The sequence below is a fragment of the Shouchella phoenicis genome (genome assembly GCF_047238345.1).
In the GTDB taxonomy this organism is placed as follows: domain Bacteria; phylum Bacillota; class Bacilli; order Bacillales; family Bacillaceae_D; genus Shouchella.
Map to the genome: position 1 here is coordinate 1676922 of NZ_JBDFMQ010000001.1, position 15757 is coordinate 1692678.

General features: G+C 39.4%; 16 protein-coding genes. 12 read left to right on the forward strand and 4 right to left on the reverse strand.

What is annotated here, in order from left to right:
- The first annotated feature begins 14 nt into the window (after positions 1–14).
- From ABC361_RS09130 to ABC361_RS09140, 3 genes are read left to right on the forward strand one after another with little or no spacing between them, the layout of a single operon-like run.
- On the forward strand, positions 15–938 hold the full coding sequence (locus tag ABC361_RS09130; protein ID WP_413073687.1) for a glycosyltransferase: 924 nt from the start codon (positions 15–17) through the stop codon (positions 936–938).
- A 15-nt stretch (positions 939–953) separates the two neighbouring features.
- Positions 954–1628, forward strand: a complete 675-nt coding sequence (locus tag ABC361_RS09135) for an acyltransferase (protein WP_413073688.1) — start codon at positions 954–956, stop codon at positions 1626–1628.
- Positions 1625–2863 carry a glycosyltransferase gene (locus tag ABC361_RS09140; protein WP_413073689.1) on the forward strand — a complete coding sequence of 413 codons (1239 nt, stop codon included), beginning with the start codon at positions 1625–1627 and terminating at the stop codon, positions 2861–2863. Before ABC361_RS09135 ends, ABC361_RS09140 begins: the two co-directional genes overlap by 4 nt.
- A 93-nt stretch (positions 2864–2956) precedes the next feature.
- On the opposite strand, the gene wecB is transcribed toward ABC361_RS09140, so the two are convergent.
- Entirely contained in the window at positions 2957–4039 is a 1083-nt protein-coding gene (wecB, locus tag ABC361_RS09145; protein ID WP_413073690.1) for a non-hydrolyzing UDP-N-acetylglucosamine 2-epimerase, read from the reverse strand.
- Between the two features lie 131 nt (positions 4040–4170).
- On the opposite strand from wecB, the gene ABC361_RS09150 reads away from it, so the two are divergent.
- The 3 genes from ABC361_RS09150 to ABC361_RS09160 all read left to right on the forward strand — a co-directional run bounded on the left by ABC361_RS09150 (position 4171) and on the right by ABC361_RS09160 (position 7898).
- The gene (locus tag ABC361_RS09150; protein ID WP_413073691.1) at positions 4171–5373 is read left to right on the forward strand and encodes a glycosyltransferase; all 1203 of its coding nucleotides are present in this window, start codon (positions 4171–4173) and stop codon (positions 5371–5373) included.
- 105 nt (positions 5374–5478) lie between these two features.
- Positions 5479–6774, forward strand: coding sequence for a nucleotide sugar dehydrogenase (locus ABC361_RS09155; protein WP_413073692.1), 1296 nt, complete (start codon positions 5479–5481; stop codon positions 6772–6774).
- Positions 6771–7898, forward strand: coding sequence for a DegT/DnrJ/EryC1/StrS family aminotransferase (locus tag ABC361_RS09160; RefSeq protein ID WP_413073693.1), 1128 nt, complete (start codon positions 6771–6773; stop codon positions 7896–7898). Before ABC361_RS09155 ends, ABC361_RS09160 begins: the two co-directional genes overlap by 4 nt.
- On the opposite strand, the gene ABC361_RS09165 is transcribed toward ABC361_RS09160, so the two are convergent.
- A complete protein-coding gene (locus ABC361_RS09165; protein ID WP_413073694.1) occupies positions 7895–9127 on the reverse strand; it encodes a glycosyltransferase family 2 protein in 1233 nt (410 codons plus the stop codon). The genes ABC361_RS09160 and ABC361_RS09165 overlap by 4 nt on opposite strands.
- Positions 9128–9294: 167 nt before the next feature.
- On the opposite strand from ABC361_RS09165, the gene ABC361_RS09170 reads away from it, so the two are divergent.
- Both ABC361_RS09170 and ABC361_RS09175 read left to right on the forward strand, forming a co-directional pair.
- Positions 9295–9555, forward strand: coding sequence for a DUF2642 domain-containing protein (locus ABC361_RS09170; protein WP_413073695.1), 261 nt, complete (start codon positions 9295–9297; stop codon positions 9553–9555).
- Positions 9556–9575: 20 nt separating this feature from the next.
- A complete protein-coding gene (locus ABC361_RS09175; protein ID WP_413073696.1) occupies positions 9576–9776 on the forward strand; it encodes a hypothetical protein in 201 nt (66 codons plus the stop codon).
- Between the two features lie 74 nt (positions 9777–9850).
- On the opposite strand, the gene ABC361_RS09180 is transcribed toward ABC361_RS09175, so the two are convergent.
- A complete protein-coding gene (locus ABC361_RS09180) occupies positions 9851–10792 on the reverse strand; it encodes a Gfo/Idh/MocA family protein (RefSeq protein WP_413073697.1) in 942 nt (313 codons plus the stop codon).
- A 376-nt stretch (positions 10793–11168) separates the two neighbouring features.
- Between ABC361_RS09180 and ABC361_RS09185 the strand changes: the two genes are divergently transcribed.
- The 4 genes from ABC361_RS09185 (at position 11169) to ABC361_RS09200 (ending at position 14656) form a co-directional block, all read left to right on the forward strand.
- Entirely contained in the window at positions 11169–11795 is a 627-nt protein-coding gene (locus ABC361_RS09185; RefSeq protein WP_413073698.1) for a cupin domain-containing protein, read from the forward strand.
- Between the two features lie 178 nt (positions 11796–11973).
- Positions 11974–13056, forward strand: a complete 1083-nt coding sequence (locus ABC361_RS09190) for a response regulator aspartate phosphatase (RefSeq protein ID WP_413073699.1) — start codon at positions 11974–11976, stop codon at positions 13054–13056.
- On the forward strand, positions 13053–13322 hold the full coding sequence (locus ABC361_RS09195) for a hypothetical protein (protein WP_413073700.1): 270 nt from the start codon (positions 13053–13055) through the stop codon (positions 13320–13322). The genes ABC361_RS09190 and ABC361_RS09195 overlap by 4 nt, the downstream gene beginning before the upstream one ends.
- A 149-nt stretch (positions 13323–13471) precedes the next feature.
- Positions 13472–14656 carry a hypothetical protein gene (locus ABC361_RS09200; protein ID WP_413073701.1) on the forward strand — a complete coding sequence of 395 codons (1185 nt, stop codon included), beginning with the start codon at positions 13472–13474 and terminating at the stop codon, positions 14654–14656.
- A 265-nt stretch (positions 14657–14921) separates the two neighbouring features.
- Here ABC361_RS09200 and ABC361_RS09205 read toward each other — a convergent pair whose 3' ends face one another.
- Positions 14922–15695: a PepSY domain-containing protein gene (locus ABC361_RS09205; RefSeq protein ID WP_413073702.1), complete on the reverse strand. Its 774-nt coding sequence runs from the start codon at positions 15693–15695 to the stop codon at positions 14922–14924.
- Positions 15696–15757: the final 62 nt, after the last annotated feature.

The window sequence follows — 15757 nt, forward strand, 5'->3', positions numbered from 1 at the left end:
TAGGAGGAACACGTGTGAAGCGGCGATCTCATTTGTTAATTATTGCAAAAGATACGAATTTCTTTACGGACCGAAACTATGCTCATCTAGAAAAGGAGCTTGCTAAGCACGTCACCGTGACCACTTGGCGAACCTCTGGGCATATCCAAGCTATTCTCAAGAAACTTAAACACACGCCAGATTTTATTCTAGTTGTAAACGATATTGGGGATCGATTTGAACCAAACGTCAATGGATTAAGCGCTGTCTCCATTCCGTCAGCTCTATTTGTAAACGATGTGCATCGATTTACAGAAAGACGACGTCAATTCTTAAGGCGCAATCCAACTACGTATCTTTTCAGCGTGACGCGAGATGCCTGCTTGCAAACTTATCCAGAATATACAAAACGTATGCGGTGGCTGCCTCATTTTGTTGAGCCGACGATTTATCAAGATTATGGTTTACTGAAAGAGTATGACTTTCTATTACTCGGTGCTGTAAATCAAGCTTACCCATTTCGACAATTTATTCTTGAAACCTTTGCAAACCAGCCAGGGTTCCATCACCAAACTCATCCTGGTTATTCGTTCCAGTATGAAGAAACGAAGCAGTTGGTAGGGACGCGATATGCGATGGAAATTAATAAAGCGCATGTCTTTTTTACTTGTCCATCCGCATATTTGTACCCAGTAAAAAAGTATTATGAAGCACTCGCTTGCCGTAGTCTACTACTTGCTCCCAGCTTTCCGGAATTAGAGGCTCTCGGGTTTATACCAGGGACTCATTTTGTATCTGTTCATGAGGAGAATCTTGCTGAAGCTGCAACTTATTATCGTAATAACGAAAAAGAGCGGCATAGAATTGTAGATAATGGTTTTTCTTTTGTTCATCGCCACCATACAACGGAAAAACGGAGTGAAGATGTATTGAAACAGATTGAATTCATTCTCTCATAAGAAAGGACCGAACGTATGACAAAAAAAATTGGACGAAACGTTGTAATTGAAGATGATGTGGTGTTAGGGGAGGAAGTTGTTATTGGCGACAACACGGTCATTCTAGCAGGCACGGAACTTGGAGACGGCGTCGTCGTTGGCGCTAACTGTGTGTTAGGCATTCAGGTTGGTGGGAACAAGCGGATGAGAAAATCAACTGGACCAAAACGTAAATTGATTATTGGAACAGGCACAACGTTGGGCTCTCTTGTCTCCATTTATGCTGGTACAGAACTTGGGGAACAAGTTTTTGTTGGCGATCATGCCAGTATTCGAGAATCTGTCAAAGTTGGAAAAGGAACGGTCATCGGTCGTTCTGCCATTGTTGAATTAAATACAACAATTGGGGAGAGCTGTACGATTCAAACGTCTGCCTATGTGACGGGAGACACGACGATAGAAGACCATGTGTTTATTGGGCCATGTGTGTCAATGTCGAATGATAAATATATGGGCGCGCAAGCGTATGAAATGAAAGGGCCGTTTATTAAAGAGGGAGCGAAGATTGGCAACAATGCCACGCTGCTTCCAGGTGTTTGTGTAGGGAAAGGGACCATCGTTGGTGCAGGAGCAGTGGTGACGAAAGATACAGGGGATGATGTTGTTGTGGCTGGCGTCCCTGCACGTCCATTGAAGGGGGAAGGACAATGACAAAAGTATGTATGCTTGTCCATACCCATTCTTTTTTGGATACGAGAATCTTTCAAAAAGAAGCAAAATCGTTACAGAAACACGGCTATGATGTTGTAATGATTGTACCAAGAATAAAAGGGAAATTATTTAAAGTGAATAAAGAGCCGTTTGACAATGAATTGTTAGAACCTACTTTTATGTATGAAGGCATTAAAATTGTAACGTATGATTTTGAATCGTATAAACCGACTGTTGAGCATATGCAGGAGCACATTGATGCGAAGTCATTAGCGTTTAATCATCCACTTGTAAAATTAGGATTGGCAGAAGATGCGGACGTCTATCACGCTCATGAAGTGGCCTCGTTATTTGCTGGCATAGGTATTAAGCGACAACGAGAAAAAGAAGGAAAACCGATTAAATTAATCTTTGATAGCCATGATCTCATTCCTGATCCGTTTGATAAAAAGCCGAAATTTATCGCAATGGGTAAATTGCTAGATGATATGTTGAAGGAGATTGATCAATTAATTACGGTCTCCCCATCGATTAAAGCCTACTATATTACAAAACAACCGTTACTACCAATTGAAATTTTATATAATTCTCCTCCACTAAACAAGCAGTTTAAAGCGAGAGTACCAAAGGATACTGAATTAACGGTTGGCTATGAAGGGCACGTTGCCGACAATAAAAAAGGAAGCAGCGATAAAATCTATCAGATGACGGAACGATCGAAGTCACATATTCATGACTTTACATTTAAAATCATTGGTGGCGTGTTACACGGCCACAGTCTAGACATTCCGGAAAACGTAAAAAACAATATTTCGTTAACAGGTTGGGTACCATTTGAAAACATTGCGGATGAAATGGCTGAAATCGATATCGGCTGGATTGATTTTGATGATTTAAGCAACTCCTTAAATCGATCGTACGCATTACCGAATAAGTTCTTTAGTTATTTAAACAACGGCATTCCTGTTATCGTCAATAAATGTCATGATATGGAACAATTCATTCAGACGCACCAGTGTGGCATTGTTTTAAATAAACAAAAAGCTACAGGAGATGATTACGCAGAGGCGATTCTCTATTTGCATCAGAACCGAGATCTTTTAAAGCAAATGAGTATAAATGCGCGTAAAGCAATGGAACAACTCTATAATTGGGAGAAGATGGAGCAACGCATGATTCAGATGTACGAAGCGCTGTTAGACGATCAACCCAAGCCTTTCTATATCGAAAAATAACAACCACCACTTGTGAGAGCTGTAATGGCGCTCGCAAGTTTTACTTAAGCGCATAAAAAAGCGATTATGGCATAGTCATAATCGCTTTTTTAGCTAAAATAAGAAGTGCTTTTTTATTATTTGATAGATGTGTTCTGCAGATTGCCCATCCCCAAATAAAGCTGGGTAGTTGGAAGGCTTATATGCTGTTTGGACAGCTTTTATAATTGCAGCAGAATCATTTGCATCGACGAGCTGGTTCCATTTGGCATCAACGGTTTCAATCCATTCTGTCTCATCACGGAGTGTAATGCACGGTATTCCTAGCATGTAGGCTTCTTTTTGCACACCGCCTGAGTCCGTTAAAATGGTTTGCGCTTGGCTCATGAGTGCCAGCATATCAAAATAGTCAAGAGGATCAATAAACAAAAGAGATTTTCCGTCGAGCTCTTTTAATCCTTGCCCGTTTTCAAGCTGCTTTTTTGTACGTGGATGAAGAGGGAGGATGACGGTCTTGTCTAAATGAGTGAACCCTTTCATAATGGCCTGTAATCGATCGGGTGAATCTGTATTTTCAGCACGGTGAATTGTGGCCACATAATAATCTTTCGGTGACAGCTTTAGTTGGTCGAGAATCGTGGAGTGGCTTTTGGCTTTGTCTTGATAGTAAAGAACCGCATCATACATGATATCCCCAGTTGCGTGAACCCCTTTCGTAATACCTTCGTACGCTAGTTGCTTAACGGATGATTGAGAAGGACAAAACAGTAAGCTTGATAGATGATCGGTGACAATTCGATTAATCTCTTCTGGCATGTTTCGGTTAAATGAGCGTAATCCAGATTCTACGTGAATAATAGGAATATGGAGCTTCGATGCTGCGAGACTACCAGCTATGGTAGAATTCGTGTCGCCATAAACCATGACGGCATCAGGTTTTTCATTTAAAAGAACTTGTTCAATTTCGATCAACATTTTTCCAGTTTGTTCACCGTGAGAGCCAGAGCCAATGCCGAGATGATAATTAGGTTTTGGTATATTTAGTTGCTCGAAAAACACATCAGACATGTTGGCGTTATAATGTTGACCTGTATGAACAAGAACTTCTTTTATGGAAGAATCTTGGCTTAAACGTCGTGAAACCATACAAGCTTTAATAAATTGAGGCCGTGCCCCAATAATTGTAACGATTTTCATTGTTTCCTCCTTTAGGTGCACCAATCTCGTTTTTGTTTCATTCGATACTAGTAAATGTATGAAAAAGACAGAAGAATGGCACGGCGTCAATGGGAAATAGATACGTAACCTAAGTAGGGAGAAGGATTTGAATGAAACATATTTGTTTTTTAGTGGCCGAGCATCCTTTTTTAGACGCGCGAATTTTTCAAAAGGAAGCTAAGAGTCTGGTGCGACAAGGCTATAAGGTAACGTTAATTGTCCCAAGAAGAAAAGGTCGTTTGTTTGACACAAGCGGTCAATTACTAATGGATCAATTTTTAGAACAATCATTTGAATATGAAGGCGTTCATTTCTTGGCTTATGATCCACCAAAACAAAAGCGACAACTTGCTCGACAAGTCTCGCTTTTAAAAGCTGGGAAACTAGAATCAATGCCCTCACCTTGCATGGATCTTGCTGTTTCCGTTGAAGCTGATCTGTATCATGCGCACGAGTTTGTTTCTTGCTATGATGGCGTGATGGTCAAGCGAGCGCTTAAATCCAAAGGGAAAGAAGTGAAACTTGTTTATGACAGTCATGAACTTGTTCCTGACCCTTTAGAACCTTATAGTCAAAGAGTGTTTCAACAAATGACCACGCTTTTAAAGGAGCTATTTTTGGAAGTAGATACGATTTTTACAGTCTCTTCTTCTATTAAAAACTATTATCAAGAATTGGGCTGTACAAAGCCAATTGACATCCTATATAATTCGCCGTTTTTAATGCCTATTGAACAGGTAGAAAAACATCATTCTTCACCGCTCGTTCTCGGTTACATTGGGACATTGACGATAAATAAGGGAGATGCTAGCAAACTAATTGAGATTGTGAAGCGTGCAAACCAAACAATTCCTTTGCAAGCTCTGATCATTGGCGATCGAATGGAAACAGAGTCTATTCCCGACACCATTCGTAAGAACATCCGTTCAACTGGCTGGTTGCCCTATGAACGGATTGCAATGGCTTGTGCCACAATTGACGTTGGTTGGATCGAGTTGAACACATCGAATGCATTAAACCGTATGTATTCAATGCCAAATAAGTTCTTTAGCTATTTAGAACGTGGCATTCCACCAATTGTCCCTAGTAGTAAAGATATGAGCGATTTTATCAACACATATGAATGTGGATTTATCATAGACAAAAGTGGATCTGTTGACGCATACGTAGAGAAACTAATCGATCTTTATCGGCATCCCTCAAAACGCTTACTAGCTGGTCAAAACGGAAGAAACGCTATTGAAACTACGTATAGCTGGGATCGAATGGAACAACGATTGTACGAACGATACGCGCAGCTCTTTCAAGTCTAATACATGAATTTCCACGAATCTCTTGATAAAGCTGTCCATAACATCTCATTCTCTTGAACATACAGTATGTAATGAAGCTGAAACTGATAGAGAAGGGGCGAAGTAATGGGAGAATATCCGAAGCAACAAACAGTAGCTGTCGTCGGGTTAGGGAAGATTGGTTTAACGATGGCAGCCATATACGCAAGCAACGGTTTTCGAGTGATTGGAGCAGATGTCAATCCTGCCGTTATACAATCTGTAAATTTAGGAGAATCTCATGTAAAAAATGAACCTGGTTTAAAAGAGCTGGTCGAATTAGGTCATAAACGTCAAGTATTAAGCGCAACCTTAGATACGAAGGATGCTGTATCAAAAGCAGATATTGTGATCGTCGTTGTTCCTGTACTCGTATATGATGACAACGATGTGGATTACACGTATATGGATGCAGCAGTAGAGGAAATTGCTGCTGGATTGACGGAAGGCACAACGGTTATTTTTGAAACGACTTTGCCAACTGGAGACACGAGAAATCGATTCGGCGTCAAATTAGAAGCTGTTTCTGGCTTAAAAGCAGGCACAGACTTCTTTTTAGCGTATAGTCCTGAACGCGTCTATTCAAATAAAATTTTAAGTGATTTGAAAAAATATCCTAAAATTGTTGGTGGTGTGAATGAAGAAAGCTTAAAACGCGCTTCTGCATTTTATAAGCAAGCCATTCAAGCTGATATTATTGAAGTGGAATCTTCTGAAACCGCAGAGTTTGCGAAAGTAGCAGAATGCGTGTATCGGGATGTTAATATTGCTCTAGCGAATGAACTTGCCGTATATGCAAGTAAGATGCATGTGAATATCCGTGAAGTCATTCAAGCTAGCAATACCCAACCTTATTCGCATATTCACTCACCAGGAATTGGCGTTGGTGGCCATTGTATTCCTATATACCCGTACTTTTTTATGAAAAGAGGCTTGTCAGAAGGGCTTGCTCATTTAGCGAGAGACGTGAATGATGGCATGGCAGCTTACTCGATTCAAGAAATAGAACAAGAGTTGGACGGGTTAAATGGCAAAAACATTCTTATCCTCGGCTTATCTTATCGTGAAAACGTGAAAGAAGAAACGAAATCAACCACATGGCTTTTGCTTGATCAACTAAAGAAAAAACAAGCAAATGTATCTGTTCATGATCCAATGTTTTCTGAAAAAGAATTGAAAGAAAGAGCGCTTTTACCGTTTTCTTTTACAAGTGAGGCGTCTAAAGAGATTGACGCGATTATTGTGCAAGCATTTCACGATGAGTATCAAACCATTGAATTTGACTCATTTACTTCATGTAAACTTTTATTTGATGGGCGTAATGCGGTTGATTCAAAGAAATTATCTAAAAGTGGCATCCGCTATAAAGGATTAGGCCTATGAGTAAACAAGGAAAAGAACCGTTGATCCCAATGGTAGATTTGAAAAGAGAGTACGTCGTGTTAAAACCTCATTTGCTCAAAGGCATTATGGATGTTCTTAATAGTGGTCACTATATTTTAGGCGAAAAAGGTCGATTGCTTGAAGCGCAAATTGCTGAATACGTAGGAGCAAGCTATGCAAGTGGAGTCGCAAACGGAACAGATGCCTTATATTTGGCGTTAAAAGCACTTGATATTGGACCAGGTGATGAAGTCATTACAACACCTTTTACGTTTTTTGCAACAGGGGAAGTGATTGCACAAGTTGGCGCTACGCCTGTTTTTGCTGATATTGAAAAAGACAGCTACAACCTTGATCCTGAAGAAGTGGCAAAAAAAGTGACAGATCAAACAAAAGCGATTCTTGTTGTTCATCTTTTTGGGCAGGCGGCGAATATGAACGCGTTACGAGCGATTGCCGATGAGCATAAACTTTATATTGTTGAAGATGCATGCCAAGCCATTGGAACGGAATGGAAGCGTCAGCGTGTAGGTGCTTTAGGCGATGTAGGCTGTTTTTCCTTTTTTCCATCAAAAAGTTTAGGTGCTTTTGGCGATGCGGGCATGGTTGTCACTAATTCTGAAGCGATCCATCAAAAATTGACGGAATTACGTAACCATGGAAGTACGAGTAAATACCGACATGCATCAATTGGACAAAATAGTCGTCTTGATGAAATCCAAGCAGCTGTTTTACTTGCGAAATTAAAGTTCCTTGACCTTTTTCTTCTAAAGCGAAATGGCATTGCAAAGCGTTATACTAGAGGCTTAGATGATTCAATCAAAAAACCTTCTATAAACAAAACAAGAAGTCATACCTTTCATCAGTATTGCATTGAATTTGATGATCGAGATGCCGTCGCGGACTATTTGGATGAGCAAGGAATTGCATCCGCAGTTTATTACCCTGTTCCGCTTCACCTTCAGGAAGCATTTGCTTACCTTGGGTTGAAAAAAGGAGATTTCCCTAATGCAGAAACAGCCGCCGATCGCATTCTAGCTTTACCGATTTCCCCAGAATTATCTATTGAAGAGCAAGAGTTGATCATCGCGCATATCAATCATTTTATTGATACGAATCGTTAACGATCGAGCTGTTTAAGAAAACCATTCCACTTGGAGTGGTTTTTTTGTGTAATGCTTTGAGCGTGATCCCGAACATTGTAAATGGTGAAGTCTTCGTAATGGAGCGGTCCTTCCTTGTATAAGCGCATGATCGTTGAAACATCTTCATATAAGCGTCCTTCTTCATATTCGGAAACGACGAATCCGCCCGCTTTTTTCAGTAAATCTGTACGATACATGCGAGGACCAAGAGGGTAACGGTAGTGCTGCAAAGAGGTGGCTGTCATTATTTTTCGCCCGTTCGCTATTCCTTTGTAGACAAGGTGACCTAAACGTTGTTCTTTCCAACGGCGTAAATTGCCATAAAGTAGTGGTGAATTGTCTGGCCACTTTCTAAGCATGTCTGTCAGAACCTCAAAGGCATTCGGATCAAGCCAATCATCTGCATCGAGCTCCAGAATAAATGGGCTTTGAATGGACGAAAGAAGGTGATTGAGTGCATGAGCCTTGCCTCTATTCTGCTTAGAGATAGAAGAGTGGAGGATAGGTTGATTCCATCTGCTCAATCGCAATGGAGACGAATCGCTGGAGCCGTCATCCCATACATAAATTGCTTCTGGAAGTGTTGAACCAATTAAACAAGACGCAATTGCGTTATCAAGATAATCGCCTTGATTGTAGTTCGCAATGACAACAGATATCGGTACAGTTGTGCGTGTATAAGCCTTAAGAGTATATTTACGTACAAAATCTTCAACAGCTTTTTGCTGCGCGTGTTTCCTTCGTTTTAATCCTGTTGTGAAAGTATTCGTCTCTTTTTTTTCATTTGGTAGCTCTTGAAACCAAAAAGGGAGTAAGGACTCTGGAAACGGCAGCAACCATTTATCTGGAAATGGATATTGTAAGAGTGCGTTTCTTTTAATAAAAAGACCATTACGATCGCCACTTGCAACAAGGTGATCGTCCATAGCCAAAATGGCTTTGGTGGACAGGGATGCGTGAGAATCAATTAGAAGCACATGTGACGCATCTATTTGTGTGATTAAGCCATTTAACGTCGTTCCGAGGTCTTCTCCCTTAATTGGAATCGAATGCGTTTGTATCGCTGTTTTTGTTTGAGGCACATAATAGGTTGGCAAGTGAACGATGTAAAGGTCACGTATGTCCGTCGCAATAGAATCAAGAGATTGAAGTGTAGATTTAAACGTTTGATGATGATGGAGCGCAATGATAATGGCAGTAGTCGACACTTGAAAGCCCCCTGATCTGTTTTTACTAGCTTATGTAAAGAGTGCTTGCGAAAGAATGGTTTTAAAAATGGAGACATTAATGGAATTCATGAAGAGATAGGGCAATTAAACAAGCAATCCTTCAATTAAAACATTAACTAAAGAGAGACTTATAAAGGAGGGATAGAATGTTCATCACTCGTTTGTTTTTTTTAGTTAAATCATTTTTCTTATCATTGTTTTTTCCGGCATGCTGTAAATTACCAGTTTCAGAACGAGAGTTGCTATGGTGTTTAACTGGCAAAGACATTGAAGTATCAACGCCATTTGGGTTTTTATCAGGCACATTACTAGCTGTTAAACGTGACTACATTGTGTTACTTGATGAAACAGATACACAAGTGCTTGTGCGTTTTGCAAAGATAGAGACTGTTCGTTCATTAGCTTAATAGAAGAGGAGGGAACTCGTTTGTTTAGACGCTTTTTTTATCAAGAGCTTACAAGCAGAATAGCTACACGAGTAGAAGTAACAACTGATACGAATTTAATAGAAGGCTTAATTGTTCGTGTGACACCTGAATTGCTCGTTGTGGACGTAACAGATGGATATGAAGCAGGCTCAAACCAATTTGTATTCATTGATGCCATTAATTACGTACGCTTCCCATAAATGAAAAGGAATGCATAATAAACCCACCTTTGGCATCTCCAAAGGTGGGTTTTATTTGAATAAACAACTTCTAGCTATTTGTTTTTCAAACAAATAGCGTGGCTGATCTGATTTGCTAAGGCAAGTGCTTTAATGCCGTCATTCGCGGTCACATAAGGCGTTGTTTTTTCTTTTATACTAGAGAGAAATGCTTGGAGCTCAAGTGAAAGCGGCTTTTGGAATGATGGTGCTTGTATGGTTTCCGTGATGGATCTTGGAAAAAGATCAGCAGAATCAGAAGGTCGGGTAATGGCCAGTTCATTCGTTAATAGATTCGCGACCATATACGTTTTTTCAGTTAATAAATGGATGGATCGTACATTTTTATTTGACTGATAGCTTGCAGTTAATTGAATAGCGACTCCTGAAGCAGTCTTACCAATCGCAACAGCGTGGATGGGCATCTGTTTTGATAAGTGTCCAATTGTATAAATGTCTTTAAACGGTTCATGATTAAGAAGTGTTCCTACTATATATAAGTCGTGAAGCATTAAGTCCTGTACAACATCTACCCCTTCTAATCGATTACTGAAGGCTGACATTCGGTGTGTTTCAATCGCAATGATTCTCTCGTTTTTTAAAACGTGCTGCAGCGCTTTCATTAGAGGATTAAACAATTCAATATGACCAATCTGTATTTGTACGTTTGCCCGTTCGGCTCGTTCTTTTAGGTCTGTCGCTTCGTCTACGGTTGAAGCAATGGGTTTTTCGATTAACATGTGAACCCCTTTGCTTATGCAGGCTAAGGCAACATCATAATGATAAATAGTTGGAACGGTAATACTTACAGCATCTACTTCTTTAAGTAGTGCATCAAGGCTAGAAAAAGCCTGCACATGATAAGTGGAAGCCATTGTTTCCCTACGTGTTTTGTCAACGTCATATAAGCCGACTAATTGACACTCTCTTGTTAATGATAGATACGTGCGTAAGTGGTTTTCTCCCATTTTGCCGGCACCGATTATTCCTACTCTCATTCAACTCTCCTCACTTTATAAAAGACTAAACGAATAAAAAATATTCACGACAAAAAAAGTCGCTATACAAGGTAGTTTATGCAAGCAAAAGTGAGATGAATGGACAGACATAACGCAAGCTTGAAAATGCAACGTATGGCACGGTTTATCTTCAATCAATTTACTTAAACTCTAGTAAATCACCAACATGACGTTTTATATGTAAAAATAAACCATTTAATCGGACCTTTAAACCCGTTAAAACGTTTTTAAGTTTAGTTCAATCAATTTCTAAATTTAAGGTTTGACGTTCTTTCTCGTAAAGTGAAAAATGCTTTACAAGTAATGTGAAGGTAAAATACGGCATAAAGTTAGGAAAAGGAAAGGGGGTGATTGCTTGGCTATCTTATATATTGATTATTCATCTCCTCAGAACCAATATTCGTATGATGTGAAACAAAATGTCTTATTCCAGAAAAACGAGCACAACATCATCAATGGGTTGGGACGAAATCAGTTAAATACGTTAGGGAATGTTTCTTTATTAGACATTTTTTTAAGCTCAGGTAATTATGTTGAGCCTCACATCCACCAGAATGCGTCGGAACTTGTGTATTGTGTGAGTGGTACGGCTCTTGTTACGTTTATTAATCCTTTTAATAATGAAGTCATAAATATTAACATTCATGCCGGACAAACGGCAAATATTCCTCAAGGGTTTTGGCATTATGAAGTCGCTACTTCCGAAAATACACATTTGTTAGCGATATTTGATGCCCCTTATCCTCAAGCAATTTATGGTTCCGACATCTTACGGTTAACGCCGAGCCAAGCAATTGCTCAAAGCTATTGCATTGATCAAACAAGTTGGGAAAAAGCCATTTCGCCAATTCAACAAACAGTCATTATCGGTCCTCCTGAAAATTGTCAGCAGCAACGGCATGTTCGCCCCTCGCATTCAGAAAGGACCTACTACTCAAATCATCACTTCAACTCCATTTATCCTCCATACAACAGAGCATAATCATGATAAACCCTCTTTCTCAAATATCAAATGAGAAACAAGGGTTTTTTTGTTTCAATATATTTTTCAAATAAATTTGTCAATTCGTGTTGGGAAACATGTCTAAACTATATAAGTTCTTGTCGAAGTCATTTATAATAAAAGAAATTAACATTTAATTGGAAAAGAGGGATGTGGAATGATTGTCGCTTTATCAGCTAGCATCATTGGAGGTAAACTTGTTGAGTGGCATAGCTGTCTAATTGCGAAAAATTTTACGCACGCTCAACGTTTAAGAAACGAAACGAAAGAACTGATTAAACAAATGGAATCAAATGACAAAATTCTTGCCTATTATCAGCTTGTTAGTTTTAAGCATGAATTATTATCAACATACGGAACCGGTGAATTATTTGAATCCACACTGCCGACACCTGTTGAAATTGAGAGAGATGATTACCTCAACTTTATGTTTTATTTCGTTTCAGCCCAGAATGAATTTTTGAATGAACGCTATAAGTCGGCTGTTCAAATGTATAAAGTTGCGGAACGTCTAATTGAAAAAGTGAATGATCCTGCAGAAAAAGCAGAATTTTATCAAGAATTAGGGATGAGTTATTACCGGATTGATCAGTATACGTTTGCTGCTTCTTATATGGATCAAGCGCTTGAGTTTTTCGGTAAAAATGCGATGTATCTTGTGAATGAGATTCGTTGTAAATTGGTTTTAGCCGCTATTGATACAGAATTAGGGGAGCAAGCATCTGCAGAGAAAATCTATAAAGAAATGATTGAAATTTCAAAACCTTTTCCTTACTATCATTCGCTTGTTTTGCATAACTTGGGTCAAAATAGAATGACCCAACAACGTTTTGATGACGCAGTACAGCTATTCGAGCAAGCGTTATCGATTAATGAGTTTTCTCAATCCATCACGGGTTTAAAATCAACATATAATTTGCTTAATGCAAGGTTGAGAAATGAAACTTACATAGGGGGGTTAGAAGAACTAGAGTTTAATGCAAGAGCTCAAAAACTAATGGAGATTAAAGCAAAATGTAAAGTAAGCAGAGGGCTGTATCTAGAAGATAATTTTTCCGAAGTAGAGCAAGGGTTGGACATGCTAAAAGTAAATGAGAAATTTTTTGAATGCTCAGAAGTGTGTGATGAAATTTCGCAACACTTTGAACAAAAAGGTGATTTAGCAAACGCTCTTAAGTATGCAAGATTAGTAAACCATATGAGTAAAAAACAATCAAATGTGGGGGTTGATTTATTATGAAAAAATGGACAATGTCTTTAGCAGCTACGTTTGTATTCACATCATTTGCATTAGTAGGTGGTCATCTCACTGCGACAGGCGATGCAGTGGATCAGGATGGAAAACATGACTTTCATCAACTTGCAGGCAAGCATGACTTTCACCAACTAGGAAAACATGATTTTCATAAGACTGCTGGAAAACATGATTTTCACCAAAAAGGCAAGCATGATTTCCATCAGCTAGCTGGTAAACATGATTTTCATCAAGTGACAGGTAAAGCTTAAACTTAACTTACTATAAACCTATTAAAAAAAAGTCGTCTTTGACGGCTTTTTCTGTGTGAAAAGAAAATGAGCGCAGTAGTTAGATTGTTTCGGAGTTTTGTAAAACGGTTACATAAGCTGTATACATAAAGTTTTTGTGGAGGTGTGAAATGAGGAACAAGTCGATTGTAGCAAGCTTTGCGAGCGTGATGGTGGTAGCGATCGTAGCAGGTTGCGGAAATGATACTGAAAATAACGAAACAAATCAAAATCATGATGTTGAAAATGAGGCAGTGGATCATGAGGTAGATTCAGAAATGGAAGAAAATCAAGATGAGGAGTCGCAATCGGAATCTGGAATTAATAATAGTGATGAAAAAGACAATGAGTCAGAAGAAGAGAGTAATGAAGCGTACTACGAATCTTTAGCAGTAACGGACGATACGAGAGAAGTGGCACCTGAAGCGATTGAACATTTAGAGTTGCCAGGGATCCATGAAAATACACGCATTTATAATGGAAAAGTCAGTTCTGGACAAACGGTTCGTTTCGTATTTCCAGATGAAGAACACGAGTCAGGTTTTGATTATCAAAATTCCTTAGATGCACACGTATCCGATGAAGGGTATTTCTCGGTGTCGTTTAGTGACTATGATTTAGATGACATGGAGCAAATTCGATTTATTGTTTCAGGCTTCTTGCCGCAGGAGCAAGCATTTGATTTGCCGATCCATCCCGAAGAAGAGGGGATGGCGTATATTCCGAGTGAAGCACATACAGAAGAACGTGAAGCTGCCGTTCAGGAAGAAATAGAATTAGACGACATTTACGAAAATACTCGATTTTATCATGTGCAACACGTGGTTGAAGATGTAGATGCTGTTCATCTTGAACATCCAGAGATCGGTTTTAGCGAAGATTTAAATTTGCCCGCAGCAGATGTAGAGCTTGAGAATACAATTTCAACAAGCTTTGATGAGAATGTGTTAACGGCTGGCGATACGCTAACATTTTACATCGTAGCTAAAGGTGTGACTACGTTAGTAGAAAAAGACGTACAAGGTTGGACAGACGAAGAATGGGCCGTCATAAATACGATGAAAGACGAAACCAGCATTGATGAAATTGTTGCGACTGAACCAATCATTGTCGGTAAAACGGTCCCGCATGCTTCTATCACAATCACAAATCTCAATCCGAGTAATTTCAACACCACCATTGAAGCCGATGAAGAAGGTCAGTTTGAAATGGATTTAAGTGGGTCAAGAGACGAGATGGATGGAGAAGCAATTCTTTTTTCGATCGTCGATGAAGAGGGTCATTTAGCTACAATAGAGGTACCTGTGCAAGAGTGAAAAGAATGATTGATTTGCAGGGGAGAGAGTAGGCAAACGATAACGTGTTAAAAGGTGGCCTTTACGCTCTTTACTCAGATAAAAGAAAATGCCGTAAAAAATACTTGAAGTTAAATAGAGAATCCTTTCTACATCATCATAAATGACTCTTATTGAGCACATGGTTTAAAAAATATAAGAGTAGCTTAGGTTGATGCTATCCAATTAGAAAAAGGCGACCCCAATAACGATTTTTTTCGTTATTGGGGTCGCCTAAATGGATTCATTAGTCACGCTCTTGTTTTAAAATCTCTCCTGTTTCAGCGTGAATATCAATGTCATATTCTGTGTTATTTATGATGGCTTCAAGCTCATAGACGGCAACACTATCATCATAATCAAGCTCACTCTCAATCACGTTCACATCGTTGCCAAATGCTGACTGAAGAATCGTATTGACTTCTTCAAGTGAGAGTTGTGATTCTGCACGGCTCTCTAATGAAGGAATGTCAATTTCCTCATCCATACTTAGAACGTCGCCTGTTTCTGCATCTATTACCATATCCGCGTCGTCGTCGTGCAAGGTAAACTCAATTTTATAGATCAGTTTCCCATTCTCTAGTTCTAACTCGATCTCTTTCACATCCGTCAAGCCACTTTCTTCTTTTGCGCGGTTTTCAGCTTCTTCTCGTGAGAGAGCTGGCTTTGCTTGACTCTCTGCTACTAGCAAGTTGCCGTCAATTTCGGTGATGTTGCCGGAGTGTTGATCGAAGGTAAACTCGAATGTCTCCTTATTAGTCCGAACATCAATTTCAAAGACATCTTTGTCATCATCTGTATCTTGTTTTGCTTTTACCATTTTGCCGCCAACATAGTCTTCCGCTTGCTTAACGGCTTGCTCAAGAGAAAGGGCTGAAGAAGTCGCTTCAGCAACAGCGGTTAATGGAGCTGTCACTTCTTTCACCGAAGTGTGTTCTTTTGCACTAGCAAAACCCCAAGTCGTGCCTCCAGCAAGTAATAGTGCACAAGTACCTGTAACGATAGCAGTTTGTTTTTTCATAGGTCTTACCTCCATTTGTTTGATAGCTTTACTATAGCGGCTCCAAATGAAGAGACCATGAA